Here is a 15,938-nt window from a genome sequence, read left to right as displayed (position 1 = left end):
TACGGATTCCGGCCGCACTTGGTGATTCCGCGGGGGTGTACACCGAGGGTGCGGTGGCTGCAACCAGCCTCTGGGACCGCGTCTTCCGGATCAACGTCACCGCCCTCATGTGCCTCACCCGCGCTGTGGTCCTCGCGTCCGCCGGCGGCTGGTCGGCGCTGCAGGTGGCGGCACCAAAGGCAAGCGGACGACGGCGGGATGTCCCGCCGCATTCCGACTAGCCGAACGGCAATGATGGCGGCATCGCGACGTTCGAATGATTGGTCGAGGGAAACGGAATCAGGGCCCAGTCGGGATCCGTCACGGGCAGATTCGGTCGGTTGCGGCCAAAAGGGTTCGTCGTAGGAAACGCTAGATCAATGTCCCAAGCAGCGTTAGGTCGCAACTGGGTCGAGAGTAGCTCGTGCGAGCCAGGAGGTATGCCGGAACGGCGAGGGTGCCGTAGATGCGCGTACCTAATGTGGTTGAGCCAATTGGCCAATGTGGCAAGTTCTTCATCGGCGGGTCCGGCTACATCAACTCCGATGCCGTATTCGCCGTCAAGGGATCCCTCGTCAAGGACTTCCCGACAACCCGGACCCTGATGAAGCGGCACGTAACACGGCCGCTTCGATGTTGTCCTGCCCCCCGAGTCTTAGGAGAGACGGCCATTTCTACTCCGTTTTTCTATGAAGCCCTGCCGATGCGCGTCAGCTTCGGCCCAGGAAAAATAGCACCTAGGCCGCGGTTTCCACCGGGACTGGTTAGGTATTTATCAATAGGTCACGCAAGGCGCCCGGCCGGAAATTCCAGCAGGGCGTCTTGCATGGTCGGGCAGGGCGTTGCGGTGTTGCGATGGCACCGCCTCTGCTTCGACCGGTCCCAACCTCCATCGACCCGGATCGTCGAAAAAACTATGCAACGACGGGGTTGGGTTTGGGGCTAATCCGACATAGGATTGGTTCACCGGTCTGCCATTAGACTGGGGACCGTCGGCTGAGGAGTGTGCATGAGTTTTTCACTTGCGGAGAAAGGTGCGGGCAGGGATACCCCGGTCCGTCAGCCGGCGAGCCAGGAAATAGTCAAGCGCCTCCTGGATGCGCTGCTTTCCGGCGATGTCGCGCCCGGTTCGCGAATTCCGTCGGAGAGGACGCTGGCCGAGGAACTTAAAGTCGGACGGGGGATGATCCGGGAGGCGATCAAGTCGTTGAGCCTGCTCGGCCTGCTCGAGCAGAGAGTCGGGGACGGCACATACCTGAGCAAATCCAGTTCGGATCTGCTGCCCCAAGTCATCGAGTGGGGTCTCCTCCTCGGTGAGAAGCGCTTCGATGATCTGCTGGAAGCGCGGTTCATCCTTGAGGTCCAGCTGGCGGGACTGGCAGCCACGCGCAGGACTCCCGAGCAGCTGGCTACCATCCAGGCCCTGGCTGAAACGATGCGGCTTGCCGAGGATGACATCGACACCTATGTTCAGGCGGACATCGCATTTCATCTGGAGATCGCCCGTGCCAGTCACAACATCGTGCTCTGCGGGGTCCTGGAGAATATCCGGTCGCTCCTGCAGGCGTGGGCCTCGCGTGTGCTGAGGACGGCGGGGGAGACCCGGACCTCGTATGCCGTGCATGAACCCATTCTGAGGGCCATTGAGGCTTCGGACCCGGACGAGGCTGCCGCAGCCATGACGGCCCATATGGAACGGGCGACCAAGCGTCTGAAGGCCAGTTTCCCAGGGTAGAAATGACAGAAAAAGCGGTGGAGGACCTCGAGGTCCTCCACCGCTTTTCTTATGAGCTGAATGCTACGGGGAGTGTGCGCCGTTCTTTTGCCGCGCGTTCGATGGTGTCGACGATTTCGGCGACCCGGTAGCCGTCTTCAAAGGTTGCTGCAACGGAATCGGTGAGTTGGCCGCTGGCCAGTCCGAGCATGTCGTGGGCCTGGTGGGCGAAGCATTCGTTCCATCCGAGCGGGTGGGAGCCCTGGACGCCGCCGGGAAGCCAGAATCCTTCCAGCGGGTGTCCGGGGCGGCTCACCATCTGTGTCATGGGCCCCTGGCCGGGGCGGCGGATCGTGAGTTCGTTGAGCCGTTCCATGTTCCAGGAGATCGACCCTTTGGTGCCGTCGATCTCGAATTCACCGGTCAGTGCGTGGGATGCGACGACGCGTGATGCCTCGAATGATGCTGTTGCCCCGTTTTCGAGCCGGCCGATGGCGATGAACGAGTCATCGTTCACGTCGGTGATCAGCTGTGCCGGGTCAACGGTCCAGGTGCCCGTGAGCGCGGCGATTTCCTGGACCTCTCCGACCAGGAACCGGGCGAGGTCGATGTGGTGGGAGCCCAGGTCGCCGATGGCGCCGGCTCCTGAGCGGCCTCGGTCAAAGCGCCAGCTGACGGAGCCGCCGGGGGCGAGCATGTTCATCAGGAAGCGGGAGCGGAAGTGCCGGATTTCGCCCAGCTCGCCTGAGGCGATGAGTTGGCGGGCGAACTGGACGGCGGGGATGAAACGGTGCATGAATGCGCACCGGTGTTCGACGCCGGCGGCGGCGACGGCTTTCCACAGCCTGTAGGCAACGTCGCCGGAGGACGCGAGGGGCTTCTCGCAGAAAACGGGGATTCCGGCCTGTGCCGCGGCGATGGTGGGCGCCGAGTGCAGGTCGTTGGGTCCGGCGTTGACGAAGAGGCCGAGGTCCTCGCTGATCAGGTCCTTCCAGTCGTTGTGGGTGGCGGCCCATCCATAGCGTTCGGCGATGTCGGCGGCCGCGGCCTGGTTCACGTCGGCGATGGCCACGAGATCGGCGCGCACCTCGGGCTGCAGCCGGGAGTATCCGGCGTTGCTGAAAGCGAGGGAGTGCATTTGTCCGATGAAGCCGGCACCGAGTTGCCCGACCCGCACAGTCGTCTTAGTCATGTTCAGTTCTCCAATGAGGCGGTGAGCGGCTGGGTATTCAGAGTCATAGGGCCCTGCTGGTCGTTGGACCGGACAGCGGCGTCGATGAGGCGCATCGTGCTGAGCCCGTCCTGGGCGGTGGGGAGCGCCTGGATGGCGGCGCCCGGGTCTTCGCCGAGCAGTTTCAGCAGGACGGCGCTGAAGAAGTCGCGGTAAATGTTCGCGAAGGCCATCAGGTAGCCTTCCGGGTGCCCGGGGCGGATGCGTGTTGCCGCCCGGGACTGCTCGCTTGTGGTGTCGAGGGCGCGGGCGATGCGCGTGGCCGCCTGACCCGGGCGGAACAGCCACAGGTATTCCGGCGATTCCTGCTCCCACTTCAGTGCACCCTCGTCCCCGTAGATGCTGAAGGCCAGACCGTGGTCATTGCCGGCGGCGACGAAGCTTGCCCACAGCCGGCCGACGGCGCCGTCGCTGAACCGCAGGGTCAGATAGGCGTTGTCATAGATTTCGCGGCGCTCGGCGATGGTCGTGAGCTGGGCGGTGACTTCGGTGACCCGTTGGCCGGTGACGTACTCGACAATGTTGTGGGCGTGCGAGCCCACTTCCCCGAGCACGACGGCCTTGCCCATGGATGATGGCTTGAAATGCCAGTGGCGTTTGGTCGGATCCTCCGGCTCGCGCAGGACCCCGGGGTCGCCGGCGGCAAACTGGCCTTCAATGAGCGTGATGCGTCCGAGGGCGCCGGAACGGATGAGTTCGCGGGCCTCCCGGACCATCGGGTAGCCGGTATAGCAGTGCGTGACCGTGAACATCGCCTCGGATTCCTCCGCAACGCGGGCGAGGTTTTCAGCCTGCTCAAGGGTCGAGGTCAGCGGCTTTTCGCAAAGAACATGGATCCCGGCCTCCAGGAACGCCGCGGAAATTTCGGCATGGAACTGGGGCGGGGTAATGACCACGACGGCGTCGATGCCGTCCTCGCGCGCCGGCTCCGCGGCCAGCATGTCCTGCCAGGTGGGATACCGCCGCGTCGGATCGATCAGCAGCGCAGCGGCCGACGCATCAGCAATTTGGGGATCGATGCTCATCGCGCCGGCGACGATGTCGGCCAGACCGTCCACGCGCAAGGCCAGGAGGTGGGTTTCACCGATGACGGAGTCCAGGCCGCCTCCGATGATGCCGAACCGGACGCGGCGTCCGAGACGTGAAACAAGCGATTCGTGGGACATAGGTCTGCCTCTTCGTCGAGTGATCATGCCGGGCGGCTGCCCGTACACGCTTTCATGCTAGGCCGATTCGACGCAATGGGCAACCGGTCGACCATTGATTTCTGCAATGGCTAACCAATTTCGGGCAAATGGTAGACCGGTGAACCATTCGAGCGTAGGCTGTGATTTTATGCCACGCAAATCAACCTTCCCCTCGTGGGAAACGACAACCCGGCCACAGGACTCTGTAGGAGCGTCATGAGCAATACCACAGCGATATCCCCACCAAGGGCTACACGGCCCAGCGGGGGCACTTCGGCGATTTCAGCAGCCTTGTGGCTGATGAAACTGGGCCCGGTCCTGATCCTGGTGGTCCTGGCCATCGGAATGACCATTGCCAACCCCGTCTTCGCCTCAGCCCGGAACCTGCAGAACCTCTCGATGCAGTCCGCCTCCATCGCCATTCTCGCCCTGGGAATGCTGCTGGTGATCCTGACCGGCGGCATCGACCTCTCGGTCGGCTCGATACTCTCCCTGAGCAGCGTCGTCGGGGCCACTGCCTTCGTCACGGGCCTCGGCAACGGCCTGCTCGTGATGGGCGTGATGATCCTGGTTGGCGCCGCGGCCGGATGGATTAACGGTGCGGTGTTCGTGTTGGGCAAGATACCCAGCCCGTTCATCGTGACCCTGGCCATGCTAAGCGTCGCCAGCGGACTGGCCCTGTCCATCTCCCGCGGACAGCCGATCATCGGCGTACCGGACGAGGTGAACTGGCTCGGAAGCGCTTTCATCGGCCCCATTCCGGTGTCCCTGCTGTTCGTCGCCGCACTGGCAGCCGCCGTATATGTTCTGACCCGCAAAATGACCTGGGGCCGCTGGATCTACGCGATCGGCAGCAACGAGGAAGCGGCCCGCCGCGTCGGAATCCCCGTCCGAAAAGTGCTCATCTCGGTCTATGTCTTCGCCGGAATATCCGCGGCGCTGGCAGCGATCATCGTCTCCGGACGCACCAACTCCGGCTACCCGACGGCAGGATCCCTGGCCGAACTTGACGCCATCGCCGCCGTCATCATCGGCGGGGCCAGCTTCACCGGCGGCCGCGGCGGAATCAGCAACGCCCTCATCGGCGCGCTCACCCTGGCGGTCATCCGCAACGGGCTGAACCTCCTCGGCGTCGATCCCTTCCTGCAGATCGTCATTATCGGCGTCACCATCGTCCTGGCTGTCCTGCTCGATGTCTACCGCACCCGCGCCGAAGGGCGCTTCCGGGCCATGCTGGCCGAGAAATCAATCCTGGCCGACAAAGGAGTCAGCGCATGAACACCACCGAAGCTCCCGTCCTTGAGGTCCGCAACGCCGTCAAGCGCTTCGGCAACGTCGTTGCCCTTGACGGGGCCTCGCTCACGCTGGGCCGCGGCGAGATCCTGGCGCTGCTGGGCGACAACGGAGCGGGCAAGTCCACGCTGGTCAAGAGCATCAGCGGCACCCACCAGATCGACGGCGGTGAAATCCTCATCAACGGTGAGCCTGCGTCCTTCCGCAGCAGCGCCGACGCCCGGGCAGCCGGGATCGAAACCGTCTACCAGGACCTGGCCCTTTTCGATAATCTACCGGCGTCGGCGAACTTCTACGCCGGCCGGGAACTCGTCGGCCCCGGCCGGTTCTCCCGCAGCTGGGGTTTCCTGAAGAACCGCGGAATGCAGACCGAAACCACCAAACTGCTCGAGGAACTGAAAGTCAGGATCCCGAGCATGACCATGCCGGTCGGGCTCATGTCCGGCGGCCAGCGCCAGGCGATCGCCGTGGCACGGGCCGTGGCGTTCGCCAAGCAGGTCGTCCTGCTCGACGAGCCCACCGCCGCACTGGGCCTTCGCGAGACACGGCAGGTGCTCGATCTCATCAAAACTCTTCCCGCGCGCGGTATCTCCGTCATCCTGATCTCCCACCAGCTCGACGACGTCATCGAAGTGGCCGACCGGGCAATTGTCCTGCGCCGCGGGCGGGTCGTCGGCGAAGAAATACCCAGCGCCGCCACTCACGAACGCCTCGTCTCACTCATCGTCGGCGGCGCCGATGCAACAGCTGCCCGCGAAAAATCAGACTCATCCACGTAGTCACCAGGAGAAAAACATGAAACAACTCAAATGGCTTGCCGCCGGCCTGATGGCCGGATCCCTCGCCCTCTCAATGACCGCCTGCGGCGGAAGCCCCGCAAGCCCCGGCGGAGAGAGCAAACCCAAAGTCGGCGTCATCCTCAAGACCGCCAACGCGTACTTCAACGCCATGAAAGATGGCATCAACGGCATGCCCAAGGACGGCATCGACTTCCTGGGCGTGGAGGCCCCCGGCGACGGCAAGGACGCGCAACCGCAGATCACCGCCATTGAAGGCATGGTCACCCGCGGGGCAAACGCCATCGCTATCGCACCCATCGGACCCCAGATCCAGCCGGCCCTGGACCGCGCCATCTCACAGGGCGTGAAGATCGTCCTGATCGATAACGACCTTCCGGGCTGGGAGGGCGCCTCCAGCTACATCGGAACCGACAACCTGGCCGGCGGCACCAAAGCCGGCAATTACATCAACGAACAGCTCAAGGGCCAGGGCACAATCGCCATCATGTCCGGGGTCCCCGGAGTACCGGCACTGGACGCCCGCGTCAACGGAGTCCTCGAGGTCCTCAAAACGACCGACATCAAGGTCGTCAACACCCTGTCCACCAACTGTGACCAGACCAAGGGCGTTGACGTGATGCAGGCCTTCGGAGCCGCCAACCCTGAGGTGGATGCGGTCTACAGTGCCTGCGGCCCGCCGGTCCTGGGCGCCATCGAGGCCCGCAAAAAGTCCGACCCGTTCAAGGAGAACCTGCTTCTGGTCGGTTTCGACGCACTTCCCGACGAGGCAAAAGCCATTCTGGAGGGCACGCAGACTGCCAGCATCGCCCAGTTTCCCCAGAAGATGGGCACCACCGCTGTGACAACGGCCGCTGCTGCCGCGCGCGGGGACAAGGTCGAAGCCCGGATCGACACCGGAACCGAAGTCGTCACCAAAGACAACGCCCAAAAGTTCACCACCTTCCAGTAGCCGGAAACGGACTACGCGCAGTGCCGGGTCCTCGATACGAGCGGCCCGGCACTGCGAGCACAGCCAGGACCGGCCCAAACCGCAGCATCCGGAGCGGGTGACGCCCTTCCGGAAACCATCTCCATCCCCACGTAAACGCATCACGACGGCGCCTCCGCGCGCTGAAGAATCGAAGGACCATGACAACCGACCATTCCCTCAGGGACAGAATTGCCGCCGGAGACTGTCTCTACGGGCTCATTGTAAAAATGCCCAATCAGCCGATGGTTGAAATGGCCGGCTATACCGGTTTCGATCTGGTCATGATCGACACCGAACACGGCATGGCCGATGATTCGACGCTGGAAAACCATCTGCGCTCGGCTAGGCTGGCCGGCGTGTCAACGCTTGTCCGCCTCGGCCACAACGATCCGCTCCTGATCCTGCGCGCCCTCGATGCCGGCGCCACCGGCGTCGTCGTTCCCCATGTATCAACAGCAGGGGAAGCCGCTGCGGCGGTCGCCGCCGCGCACTATCCGCCTATGGGCACACGCGGCCTGGCTGTGAGCACCATCGCCGGCCACCACGGAACGGTGCCACTGAAGACCCACCTCGAAGCGGCGGCGGCGACCACCTTCGTCGTAGCCCAGGCAGAAGACAAAGAAGCCTCCGCCAACAGTGCCGCTATCGCCGCGGTCCCCGGCCTGAACGCCGTCTGGATCGGACCGAGCGATCTGTCCATGTCCCTCGGACTGCCGGGCCAGAGCTCCCACCCGGTCGTCGCGGCAGCCATCGAGCGCATCGCCGACAACGTCACCAGTTCAGCGGACTGCGCCCTGTGCGTCATCGCGGACTCCACCGAAGAAGCAGCCTCCTGGGCACAACGCGGCGCCCGGATCATTCTCTTCAACTCCACCAAACTCCTCGCCGACGCATTCCGCGGCGCCGTCGGCAGCGCCAGGGAAGCCGTTCAGACGGCGGATGCCGACCCGGGGATGTCCACAAGTTCGCTCACATAATTGATCGCATCGGCGACGAATAAAAAAACGAAGTCTGGAGTATCCCATGGCAGTTTCGGTACCTTTCGATGAGCAGTACCTCGAGGACCTTATGGAGGCAGCGGGCATTGATGCCCTACTCGCCACGACAAAACACAACGTGCAGCATCTGCTGGGCGGTTACCGGTTCTTCTTCTTCGCTCATGCTGACGCCACCGGAGTCAGCCGCTACCTTCCCGCCGTCGGAATCGTGCGAGGCAAACTCGATGACTCCTTCTACATCGGAGCAGGGAACGAGGACTGGGGAACCGCGGGCGGAGCAATCTGGGTATCCGATATCCAGAACATCAGTTGGACCAGTATCGACACGGCCCGGGCCGCAACGGCGGCTCTGGAGAAGCGCGGGCTCGCCCGCGCCACAATTGGGGTTGAGAAGTCGTTCATCCCCGCCGACGCCCTCGACACCCTGCGCGAGCTCCTCCCCGAAGCGACATTCGTGGAGGTCCACCCGGTTCTGGAATCCCTTCGCGGGGTCAAGTCCGAACGAGAACTTGAGCTGGTCCGTACCGCGTCCCATGGCATCATCGATTCAATGCAGGCCTCATTCGGCCTGGTCAAACCCGGAATGACCAAACACGACATCGCCGAGATCTTCCGCCTCGAGCAGACCAAGAGAGGCCTGTTCTACGAATACGCCTTGGTGACTCTTGGCGGAGGATCCATGAACCGGTCCCCGTCCTCCGACGTGTGGCGCTCCGGCACCAGCCTGTCGATCGATTCCGGGGGCATGTACGAGGGATACATCGGCGATCTGTCCCGGATGGCAATTGACACCGAGCCCACCGCGCGACAGACCGATCTGCTGGCGCAGATCGAAACCGTGCAGCAGGAGGCACGGACCGCTGTCGCGGCAGGCAAACGCGGCGGCGACATCTTCGTCACAGCCCTCGACACGATCTCGAAGCTGCCTGATGGTGCCAACATGAAATTCGTCGCCCATGGAATGGGCCTGATCACCCACGAAGTTCCCCGGCTGACTTCAACCGGACCCGTTCCCTATTTCGGGGCGCACGCGAATGATCCGTTGAAGTCCGGCATGGTCCTCTCCATCGAGTCGTGGTTCGAGGACCACGACTCCGGATTCATCAAGCTCGAGGACACACTGATCGTGACCGACGACGGCTGGGAAGCTCCCGGCGATTCCGCGCGCGGGTGGAACCGCACCGGCGCAGGCCTCTAACCCACCGGCGGTCCGTCCGGAAAACGCCGGACGGGCCGCCGGACGATTAGCTCTCAGGAACCTGCCAATACTAAGTAGGGCGTTGAGGCTCACGAGAGCTGCTCAGCCAGGACTCCCGCCCGAGGCAGTCGCCCCGAAACGTTGCCGTTTCTGTTCCAACGGTGGGTCCCTGCAACGGACACCTCGGAGGTTCCACCCGGTGGCTGTTCTCCTTAAGCGGTTGGGCAGTTACCGCGCAATGTAGACGGCGACGTCGACGCTTGTAAATCCTCATTGTGGTGTGCGGCCAACAGGGCCACCATGTTCGTATGGACGCTGAAACACCGAAGGCAGCGGAGCTGAACCTTCCCCAGGCCTTCCTCCTTCTCGCAACGAACGACATGAACGGCAAACCTGAAGTGCCGGTGTTCGCACTCAGGACCACTGTGGCAGGGGCAATACTGGCCGAGCTGGACCTGATCGGTGCAATCGAGCTGCAGGGGAAGCGCGTCAGGGCCACCGGCGACGCCCCGCCAACGGATTTCCAGCACGAGCTGGAAGCCATCCGTGGCAAATCCCGGCCCCACACTCCAAAAGGGTGGGTGGGCATGCTGGAGGGCCGCGCCGTGGTGCAGCGTGTCTACGAGGCGATGGCGTCACTGGGCATCGTGGAACATGTCGGCGAAAAGCACCTGGGCCGGTTCCGGGCCGTGCGGTACCCGGAGAAGGACCATGCTCCGGAGGCGGCGCTCCTGGAAAGGATCCAGGCCGCCCTCAGCGGCCCGCCGTCCGAACTTGAGCCGCCGGATACCACGGCGACGGATGCCGAGTCTGATGCGGGGGCGTCCGAGGCCACGAAGCCAGCTGCCGGGGCGCCTGATGCCAAGCCTGATTCGAAGGCGCCCGATGCCAGGACCATAGTGCTGATCGCCCTGCTTCAGGCGGCCGGAATGCTCGGCAAGCTCTTCCCGGCGGCAGATCTGACGCGGGCAACTGAGCTGTCGAAGGACTATTGGCCGTCCCGCGCGGTGGAGGACGAGCTTCGTATGATCAGACTGGCGGAGCAAGAAGCCGCAAACCTGTGATTCGACTCCTTCACAGTGACCACAGGTCATTGAGCAGTTGCTGCACGTGCTCCGGCTGCTCGACGTTGGCGAAGTGGCCGCAGCGCGGGATCGTCACAGTCTGCACATTCGGCACCATCGCGTCCAGCCGGTCCAGGTCGGACGGAGACGTAAACACGTCACTGCCCCCGCGGGTCGCCAGCACGGGGCAGCGGATGCCGCGCCACTGGTCAAAGTCGTAGTGCGCCACTGCCCGGGCGGCCGCGGAGAAGCTGGCCGGACGGGCGTCATGACCGAGCCCGCGGATCACCCCTGCGGATATGCCTGCGGGCTCGGCGAACAGCGGTGACGTCAACGGTCCCATCACGGGGGTGGCACCGACTGCACGGAGCAGGGCCGGCCCTGCTGGACCCAGGGACGCCAGTGAGCGCATGAGCAGCCTCATGCCGACAAACGCCGGGAACCTCGACAGGCTGCGCAGTGGCTCGCGGGCGGCCTCAGACACGCCGAATGTCGTGGCCGAAATGGCGGCAACGCTCGCGGTCCGCTCCGGCCACGCCGCCGCAATATGCAACGCCAGGAAGCCTCCCATGGAATGGCCCACGAGGTTCCATCGTGGGTAGCTGAGCGAGTTCAGCACCTCGGTGACGGCGCATGCCATGGCCTCGATGCCGAAGAGTTCCAGCCTGGCGTCCTTGGTGGATTCGCCCCACCCCGGCAGATCAATCAGGATACGATCGTGGGGCGATGCTTCGGACAGCAGCGGCCGGAAAGTGGTCCAGGAGCCCGCGGCGCCGTGAAGGTACACCTCCGGTATGCCGGACGCCGGCGACCCGCCACCGGAGGCCGGTTGGACACGCACCGTGCACGGGCCCAGCCCGGTTGGAATGATGTGCCGCCGCAGCGTGGCCGCCCACGTCGCGGATTCCTGCCGAACGCTCATGCCCGCCTTCCTCTGGTGATCTCTACCAAGGATTCGGAGCCGCGACGTTACCGGACCGGATGTGAGCACAGCTGCCTGGTTAGGCACTAAACGGAAGTGGACGACGGCGGGAGGTCCCGCCGTCGTCGACGTCACTGGGCGGCGGGCTGACTACGCGGCCGGGTTCGGCAGAACCACCAGGTTGTCGGCGACGAGCCTGCCCTCGTGGATGACGGTGCGGTCGGTGCCGCGATCCATGACGGTGCTCGTGATGGTCTCGCCGTCAACCAGGACGATGTCGGCCCGATCTCCGGGAGCCAGGCCCGGCCGGTCGTCGGGACTCGTGAGGCGCTGGACAGTACGGTCCATGATGGACGCGCCTCCAATGGTGGCGATCGCCGCACAGTGCTCGATCAGCCGGTCCTTGCGCAGCCGGTGTGTGAACGCCAACTGCCACGTGCGGTCGAGCATGTCGCAATTGCCGTATGGGCTCCAGTAGTCCCTCTGCCCGTCCTCGCCCAAACCGACACGGATCCCCGCCTCCGTCATCCGGGCGAGGTCGAACTGCGTGCCGCCGCTAGCCGGGGCGACCGTCGCCCAGGCAACGTCGAGCTCGGCCATCTGCTCCACGAGCCGAGCGGTCACGTCGGGGTGGACATTGGCCAGATCGTAAGCGTGGGACAGCGAGACGCGTCCTTCCATACCCAGCGCGCGGGTGCGTTCGAAGACAAGTTCAGCGCTGAAGACCCCCAGGTGGCCAGGCTCGTGCAGATGAATGTCGACGTCGACGCCGTACTTCTCCGCCAGACCGAAGACGATGTCCAGATGGCGAACCGGGTCTCGGTCCAGCTGGCAGGGATCAATGCCGCCGATGGTCGTCGCACCCGAGCGGAGGGCCTCCTCGAGGAGCTGGATGGTGCCGTCCTCGAGCAGCAGGCCTGCCTGGGGGAAAGCCATGACTTCTACCTCGGCGGCGTAGGCGAAGTGCTCCTTCGCGGCCATGACTGCCTCGAAGCGCTCAAGCTTGCAGTCCACGTCGATCTGGGCGTAGGAACGAACGCGGGTAGTGCCCCGCGCAATCATTCGTTCGAGCGTTCCCCGCACCACGTCCACGTAGGGGATGGGGGTGTCGCGCCAGTTTTCCCGGTCGTTGCGCATCATGTTCCGCACGCCGGGCGAGGCTGTGTGCTCCCGGAACGGCAACCCGATCCGGGTCGAGTCGAGATGGACGTGCACGTCGGTGAACGCGGGCACGGCGATCCGGCCTCGCCCGTCGACTGCCCCGCCGGCGGCGTCTGCAACTACGACGGCGGTCCCCGCGGGGTGAACGGCCGCAATCCGCCCCTGGCGAACCTCAAGGTCTACGGCGTCCCCGCCCCAGGGGCGGACGTTGGTAATGAGCATTGTTCATTCCTTTCGGCAGGGCTAAGAATGACAGCATGGGAGGCACCGGTCCCGCGGGACCGGTGCCTCCCCTAGCGCAGCATGTACTAGAAGTGAAAGGCAACCTGCGCGATAACGGCTGCGGCGACGAAACTCGCCGTGAACGTCATCAGTGCGACGATGACGATCTTCCAGCTCAGTGAGCGCAGGGCCTTGACGTCACGGCCGAGCGACATTCCGATCAGAGCGATCATGGGCAGTCCGGCAAAGAGGACGTTGATGTGCTGCGTGGTGGAGGCGACGAAGGGGCCGATGGGTAGGAACGTCGCGGAGGCAAGGGTGGCCAGAGCCAGGACCCAGATGCTGGACGGAACCACCGGGACGAGCTTCGCGAGCACAAGCGCGACGGCGGTGAGGGCCAGGAGGATGAGGACGCCGACGGCATCCACCGGCAGCACGGAACCGGTGCCGAGGGCGTTAAGCAGGAAGCCGGCCACACCGGTTGCGGCGAACGCGACGAGCCACGTCTTGGGTGTCCGGACAACAGTGGGGTCCGCCTCGATGCCGTTGACGTCCACGGTGTCGACGCCGGACGCCTCACCGGACTCGATCACTGCGCCGCCCTGGCGTACCGGGCCGGAGCTGACCGCTTGGGTTCCAACAGCAGTGCCAATGAGGGCACCCCGGCGGACCCGGCGGCCGAGGTCGTCCCGCCCGAAAATGCGGGACCACATCTTGTAAAGCTTCTGGCACATCGGCAGCGCGATAAAGACACCTGCGTAGAACCCGACGATGTTGGTGACGAGGTTGGAGAGTGCGGCGAGGGCCATGATCTCCCCTGCCATCTCCGGATACAGGATGGACAGGGCGCCAACGCCCCCGAGCATCATGGAGGCGGACCCCAGCCCCAGGCCCAACGCGAGGGCCCGGGGATCAAAGAAGTCCATTCCGCCGAGCAGGCCGGCCAGGAGCGAGATGAACACGGCGCCAAAGACGCTGCCCAGCACCCACACGGCGAACACGCCGCGGTACTCGGGGGAGCGGACACCGAAGCGCTGGATGGCGAAGGCAAGGTAGGACTCACGGTCGATCGACCAGGTTGCGCCGATCGCGGTTCGGCCCAATCCAAGGGCTACTGCAACCGGCAGGGCCAGGATCACCGTGCCCACCACGTGCCCCACCTCCTGCAGGAGTATCGCGGGGCCGAGACCGGTGAACTTGGTCAGCGACGGGCCTATCTGAGTGCCCAGGCCTGCCAGGAAGAAAACTATGGATACGTCCATCAGGTGGGTGGACACCGCACGGGCACGCCCTCCGATTGGCTTCCATTTCTGGACACCGAGGAATCCGCCGATGAGCACGGTCCACAGGATGGGCATCAGGACGATGGCGGCCGGGCCGAGGTGGAACTTGTGGGTTCCGATCGTGATGGCCACGGCACAGATGGCCGTGGAGAGTGCGATCATCGCGAACCACATGGCGGGGCGGGCACTGAAAGAACGGGACGGCGGTGCGTCCACTAGGGCGGACACGGAGCCGCCTGTGGTCTTCGCTTCATTGCGCATGACGCAGGCCTTTCGGAGGGGGATCAGGGATCAGAACAAACATCCAGCTTTTGCGGAATCTGGTTCTTGGTATACCAAGTGACTGTATACTCGTACCCATTGAGAGGCAAGTCACATTTTTCGGCAGTTCGCCAAGGAGGCACGATGTACAAGAAAATCTCCGCTAGGTACGTTCTGGGGTTCGACGGAACACGGCACACACTCATCGAGGACGGCGAGGTCGTCTTCGAGGGCGATTCCATCGTCTTCGTGGGGCGCAACTACGGGGGCCCGGTCGATGAGGAGCGCGACTATGGCCAGAGTTTGGTCATGCCTGGCCTGATAGACCTGGACGCCCTCGCCGACATCGATCACCTCATCCTGGACGCGTGGCCCTCACCCGATGTCGCCGCCGGCCACCTGTGGTCGGAGGACTACTTCGCCAACCGTCGCCGGGACGTGTTCACGCCGTCGGAGCGCGCCACAGTCCGCGAGTTCGCCTTGGCGCAGCTCGCCCTGCACGGCATTACGACCTACATGCCGATCGCCTCGGAAATCCACAGTTCCTGGGCTGAGGGCCTCGATGAACTCGTGGATATGGCTGAGACAAGCCGGCGGATCGGACTGCGCGGCTACCTGGGGCCGGCCTACCGTTCCGGGGTCCATGTCGTCACTGCCGCAGGCGGCCGCGAGGTCCACTTCGACGAGGCCCGGGGGCTTGCAGGCCTGCGCGACGCAGAGCGCTTTATGGACTACGCCGCCGGTCTCGCAGACCCGCTTGTCACCGGGGCCTTGCTGCCGTGCCGCATTGAGACGCTGTCCGAAGACCTGATGCGGGAGACGGCACGGATCGCCAGGGAGCGGGACGCGCTGGTCCGGCTCCACTGCCTTCAGTCCCCGCTGGAGGACGAGCTCCTGCAGCATTCCGCTGGACGCGGCGTCCTGGAACTGCTCGAATCCACCGGCCTGTTTGGCACCCGGCTTCTCATTCCGCATGGTGTGGTCATCAACGGCAAGGACCCGGCCGCGTCAGCGCCGGGCGGCCCCCTTGACACACTGGCCCGCCACGGCGTCAGCATTGTCCACTGCCCGCTGACATCGTTCCGCTACCAGAAGCAGCTTGTTTCGTTCGACCGTTTCCGCGAGGCGGGCATCAACATTTGCCTGGGTACAGACTCCTTCCCGCCGGATCTGGTGCGCGGCATCGACACCGGCATGCACCTGACCCGGCTGGTCGAGGGGAGGCCTGACGCCGGGACCCTGGCCGACTACTTCGACGCCGCCACCCTCGGCGGCGCGCGGGCCCTCGGACGGGCTGACCTGGGGAGGCTCGCCCCCGGTATGCAGGCCGACATCACCGTGGTCTCCCTGGCCAGCTTCGGCGACGGTGTCGTGGAAGACCCGCTCCGCACGCTCGTGCTCAACGGGACGGCGCGCCAGGTGACCGATACGTTCGTGGCAGGGCGCCCCGTCGTGGTGGGCGGCGCCCTGCCCGGGATCGACCTCGACGCGCTGCGGGTTGAGGGGCAGCGGCTTTTCGACGAGATGCGGGCGGCCTACTCGGTGCGGGACGCCCAGCTCCGGGAGCCTGACGAGCTGTTTCCGCCCACCTATCCACGCGCGGAAATCACTCAGTCGGTCTGATCATTCTCTTGGCTTGGTATACCAAAAGCGGT

The 15,938-nt window shown here is 64.6% G+C and carries 14 protein-coding genes; 9 read left to right on the top strand and 5 right to left on the bottom strand.

All coding sequences use genetic code 11. From position 1 onward, the window contains the following. Positions 1 to 53 precede the first annotated feature (53 nt). Both ACX80V_RS12105 and ACX80V_RS12100 read left to right on the top strand, forming a co-directional pair. Entirely contained in the window at positions 54 to 221 is a 168-nt protein-coding gene (locus ACX80V_RS12105; RefSeq protein WP_485843330.1) for a hypothetical protein, read from the top strand. 767 nt (positions 222 to 988) lie between these two features. Continuing rightward, the gene (locus ACX80V_RS12100) at positions 989 to 1,714 is read left to right on the top strand and encodes a FadR/GntR family transcriptional regulator (RefSeq protein ID WP_485843329.1); all 726 of its coding nucleotides are present in this window, start codon (positions 989 to 991) and stop codon (positions 1,712 to 1,714) included. A gap of 49 nt (positions 1,715 to 1,763) precedes the next feature. Here the strand turns inward: ACX80V_RS12100 and ACX80V_RS12095 are convergent, their stop codons facing one another. Then, entirely contained in the window at positions 1,764 to 2,885 is a 1,122-nt protein-coding gene (locus ACX80V_RS12095) for a Gfo/Idh/MocA family protein (RefSeq protein ID WP_485843328.1), read from the bottom strand. 2 nt (positions 2,886 to 2,887) lie between these two features. Then, a complete protein-coding gene (locus ACX80V_RS12090; RefSeq protein ID WP_485843327.1) occupies positions 2,888 to 4,090 on the bottom strand; it encodes a Gfo/Idh/MocA family protein in 1,203 nt (400 codons plus the stop codon). Positions 4,091 to 4,411: 321 nt separating this feature from the next. On the opposite strand from ACX80V_RS12090, the gene ACX80V_RS12085 reads away from it, so the two are divergent. The 6 genes from ACX80V_RS12085 (at position 4,412) to ACX80V_RS12060 (ending at position 10,434) form a co-directional block, all read left to right on the top strand. Continuing rightward, complete coding sequence (locus ACX80V_RS12085) at positions 4,412 to 5,389, top strand: ABC transporter permease (RefSeq protein ID WP_485843326.1); 978 nt, start codon at positions 4,412 to 4,414, stop codon at positions 5,387 to 5,389. After that, positions 5,386 to 6,183 carry an ATP-binding cassette domain-containing protein gene (locus ACX80V_RS12080; RefSeq protein WP_485843325.1) on the top strand — a complete coding sequence of 266 codons (798 nt, stop codon included), beginning with the start codon at positions 5,386 to 5,388 and terminating at the stop codon, positions 6,181 to 6,183. Before ACX80V_RS12085 ends, ACX80V_RS12080 begins: the two co-directional genes overlap by 4 nt. 16 nt (positions 6,184 to 6,199) lie before the next feature. Continuing rightward, the gene (locus tag ACX80V_RS12075; protein WP_485843324.1) at positions 6,200 to 7,153 is read left to right on the top strand and encodes a sugar ABC transporter substrate-binding protein; all 954 of its coding nucleotides are present in this window, start codon (positions 6,200 to 6,202) and stop codon (positions 7,151 to 7,153) included. A gap of 179 nt (positions 7,154 to 7,332) precedes the next feature. Next, positions 7,333 to 8,151, top strand: coding sequence for an HpcH/HpaI aldolase family protein (locus tag ACX80V_RS12070; protein WP_485843323.1), 819 nt, complete (start codon positions 7,333 to 7,335; stop codon positions 8,149 to 8,151). 46 nt (positions 8,152 to 8,197) lie between these two features. Beyond that, positions 8,198 to 9,370: a M24 family metallopeptidase gene (locus ACX80V_RS12065; protein WP_485843322.1), complete on the top strand. Its 1,173-nt coding sequence runs from the start codon at positions 8,198 to 8,200 to the stop codon at positions 9,368 to 9,370. A 308-nt stretch (positions 9,371 to 9,678) separates the two neighbouring features. Then, positions 9,679 to 10,434 carry a GOLPH3/VPS74 family protein gene (locus tag ACX80V_RS12060; RefSeq protein ID WP_485843321.1) on the top strand — a complete coding sequence of 252 codons (756 nt, stop codon included), beginning with the start codon at positions 9,679 to 9,681 and terminating at the stop codon, positions 10,432 to 10,434. A 10-nt stretch (positions 10,435 to 10,444) separates the two neighbouring features. Here the strand turns inward: ACX80V_RS12060 and ACX80V_RS12055 are convergent, their stop codons facing one another. The 3 genes from ACX80V_RS12055 to ACX80V_RS12045 form a co-directional block, all read right to left on the bottom strand. Then, entirely contained in the window at positions 10,445 to 11,356 is a 912-nt protein-coding gene (locus ACX80V_RS12055) for an alpha/beta fold hydrolase (protein ID WP_485843320.1), read from the bottom strand. 150 nt (positions 11,357 to 11,506) lie between these two features. Further along, entirely contained in the window at positions 11,507 to 12,739 is a 1,233-nt protein-coding gene (locus ACX80V_RS12050) for an amidohydrolase family protein (RefSeq protein ID WP_485843319.1), read from the bottom strand. An 86-nt stretch (positions 12,740 to 12,825) separates the two neighbouring features. Next, positions 12,826 to 14,283 carry a DUF3100 domain-containing protein gene (locus ACX80V_RS12045; protein ID WP_485843318.1) on the bottom strand — a complete coding sequence of 486 codons (1,458 nt, stop codon included), beginning with the start codon at positions 14,281 to 14,283 and terminating at the stop codon, positions 12,826 to 12,828. A gap of 144 nt (positions 14,284 to 14,427) precedes the next feature. Between ACX80V_RS12045 and ACX80V_RS12040 the strand changes: the two genes are divergently transcribed. After that, the gene (locus ACX80V_RS12040; protein ID WP_485843317.1) at positions 14,428 to 15,906 is read left to right on the top strand and encodes an amidohydrolase family protein; all 1,479 of its coding nucleotides are present in this window, start codon (positions 14,428 to 14,430) and stop codon (positions 15,904 to 15,906) included. Positions 15,907 to 15,938 lie beyond the last annotated feature (32 nt).

The sequence above is a fragment of the Pseudarthrobacter arbutini genome, from assembly GCF_054510915.1.
This window is presented reverse-complemented; position numbering and strand designations above follow the sequence as displayed.

Excerpts from the sequence above, each read along its gene's own strand:
- ACX80V_RS12100 (WP_485843329.1), top strand. The coding sequence starts at position 989 with ATGAGTTTTTCACTTGCGGAGAAAGGTGCGGGCAGGGATACCCCGGTC.
- ACX80V_RS12095 (WP_485843328.1), bottom strand. The coding sequence starts at position 2,885 with ATGACTAAGACGACTGTGCGGGTCGGGCAACTCGGTGCCGGCTTCATC.
- ACX80V_RS12090 (WP_485843327.1), bottom strand. The coding sequence starts at position 4,090 with ATGTCCCACGAATCGCTTGTTTCACGTCTCGGACGCCGCGTCCGGTTC.
- ACX80V_RS12085 (WP_485843326.1), top strand. The coding sequence starts at position 4,412 with ATGAAACTGGGCCCGGTCCTGATCCTGGTGGTCCTGGCCATCGGAATG.
- ACX80V_RS12080 (WP_485843325.1), top strand. The coding sequence starts at position 5,386 with ATGAACACCACCGAAGCTCCCGTCCTTGAGGTCCGCAACGCCGTCAAG.
- ACX80V_RS12075 (WP_485843324.1), top strand. The coding sequence starts at position 6,200 with ATGAAACAACTCAAATGGCTTGCCGCCGGCCTGATGGCCGGATCCCTC.
- ACX80V_RS12070 (WP_485843323.1), top strand. The coding sequence starts at position 7,333 with ATGACAACCGACCATTCCCTCAGGGACAGAATTGCCGCCGGAGACTGT.
- ACX80V_RS12065 (WP_485843322.1), top strand. The coding sequence starts at position 8,198 with ATGGCAGTTTCGGTACCTTTCGATGAGCAGTACCTCGAGGACCTTATG.
- ACX80V_RS12060 (WP_485843321.1), top strand. The coding sequence starts at position 9,679 with ATGGACGCTGAAACACCGAAGGCAGCGGAGCTGAACCTTCCCCAGGCC.
- ACX80V_RS12055 (WP_485843320.1), bottom strand. The coding sequence starts at position 11,356 with ATGAGCGTTCGGCAGGAATCCGCGACGTGGGCGGCCACGCTGCGGCGG.
- ACX80V_RS12050 (WP_485843319.1), bottom strand. The coding sequence starts at position 12,739 with ATGCTCATTACCAACGTCCGCCCCTGGGGCGGGGACGCCGTAGACCTT.
- ACX80V_RS12045 (WP_485843318.1), bottom strand. The coding sequence starts at position 14,283 with ATGCGCAATGAAGCGAAGACCACAGGCGGCTCCGTGTCCGCCCTAGTG.
- ACX80V_RS12040 (WP_485843317.1), top strand. The coding sequence starts at position 14,428 with ATGTACAAGAAAATCTCCGCTAGGTACGTTCTGGGGTTCGACGGAACA.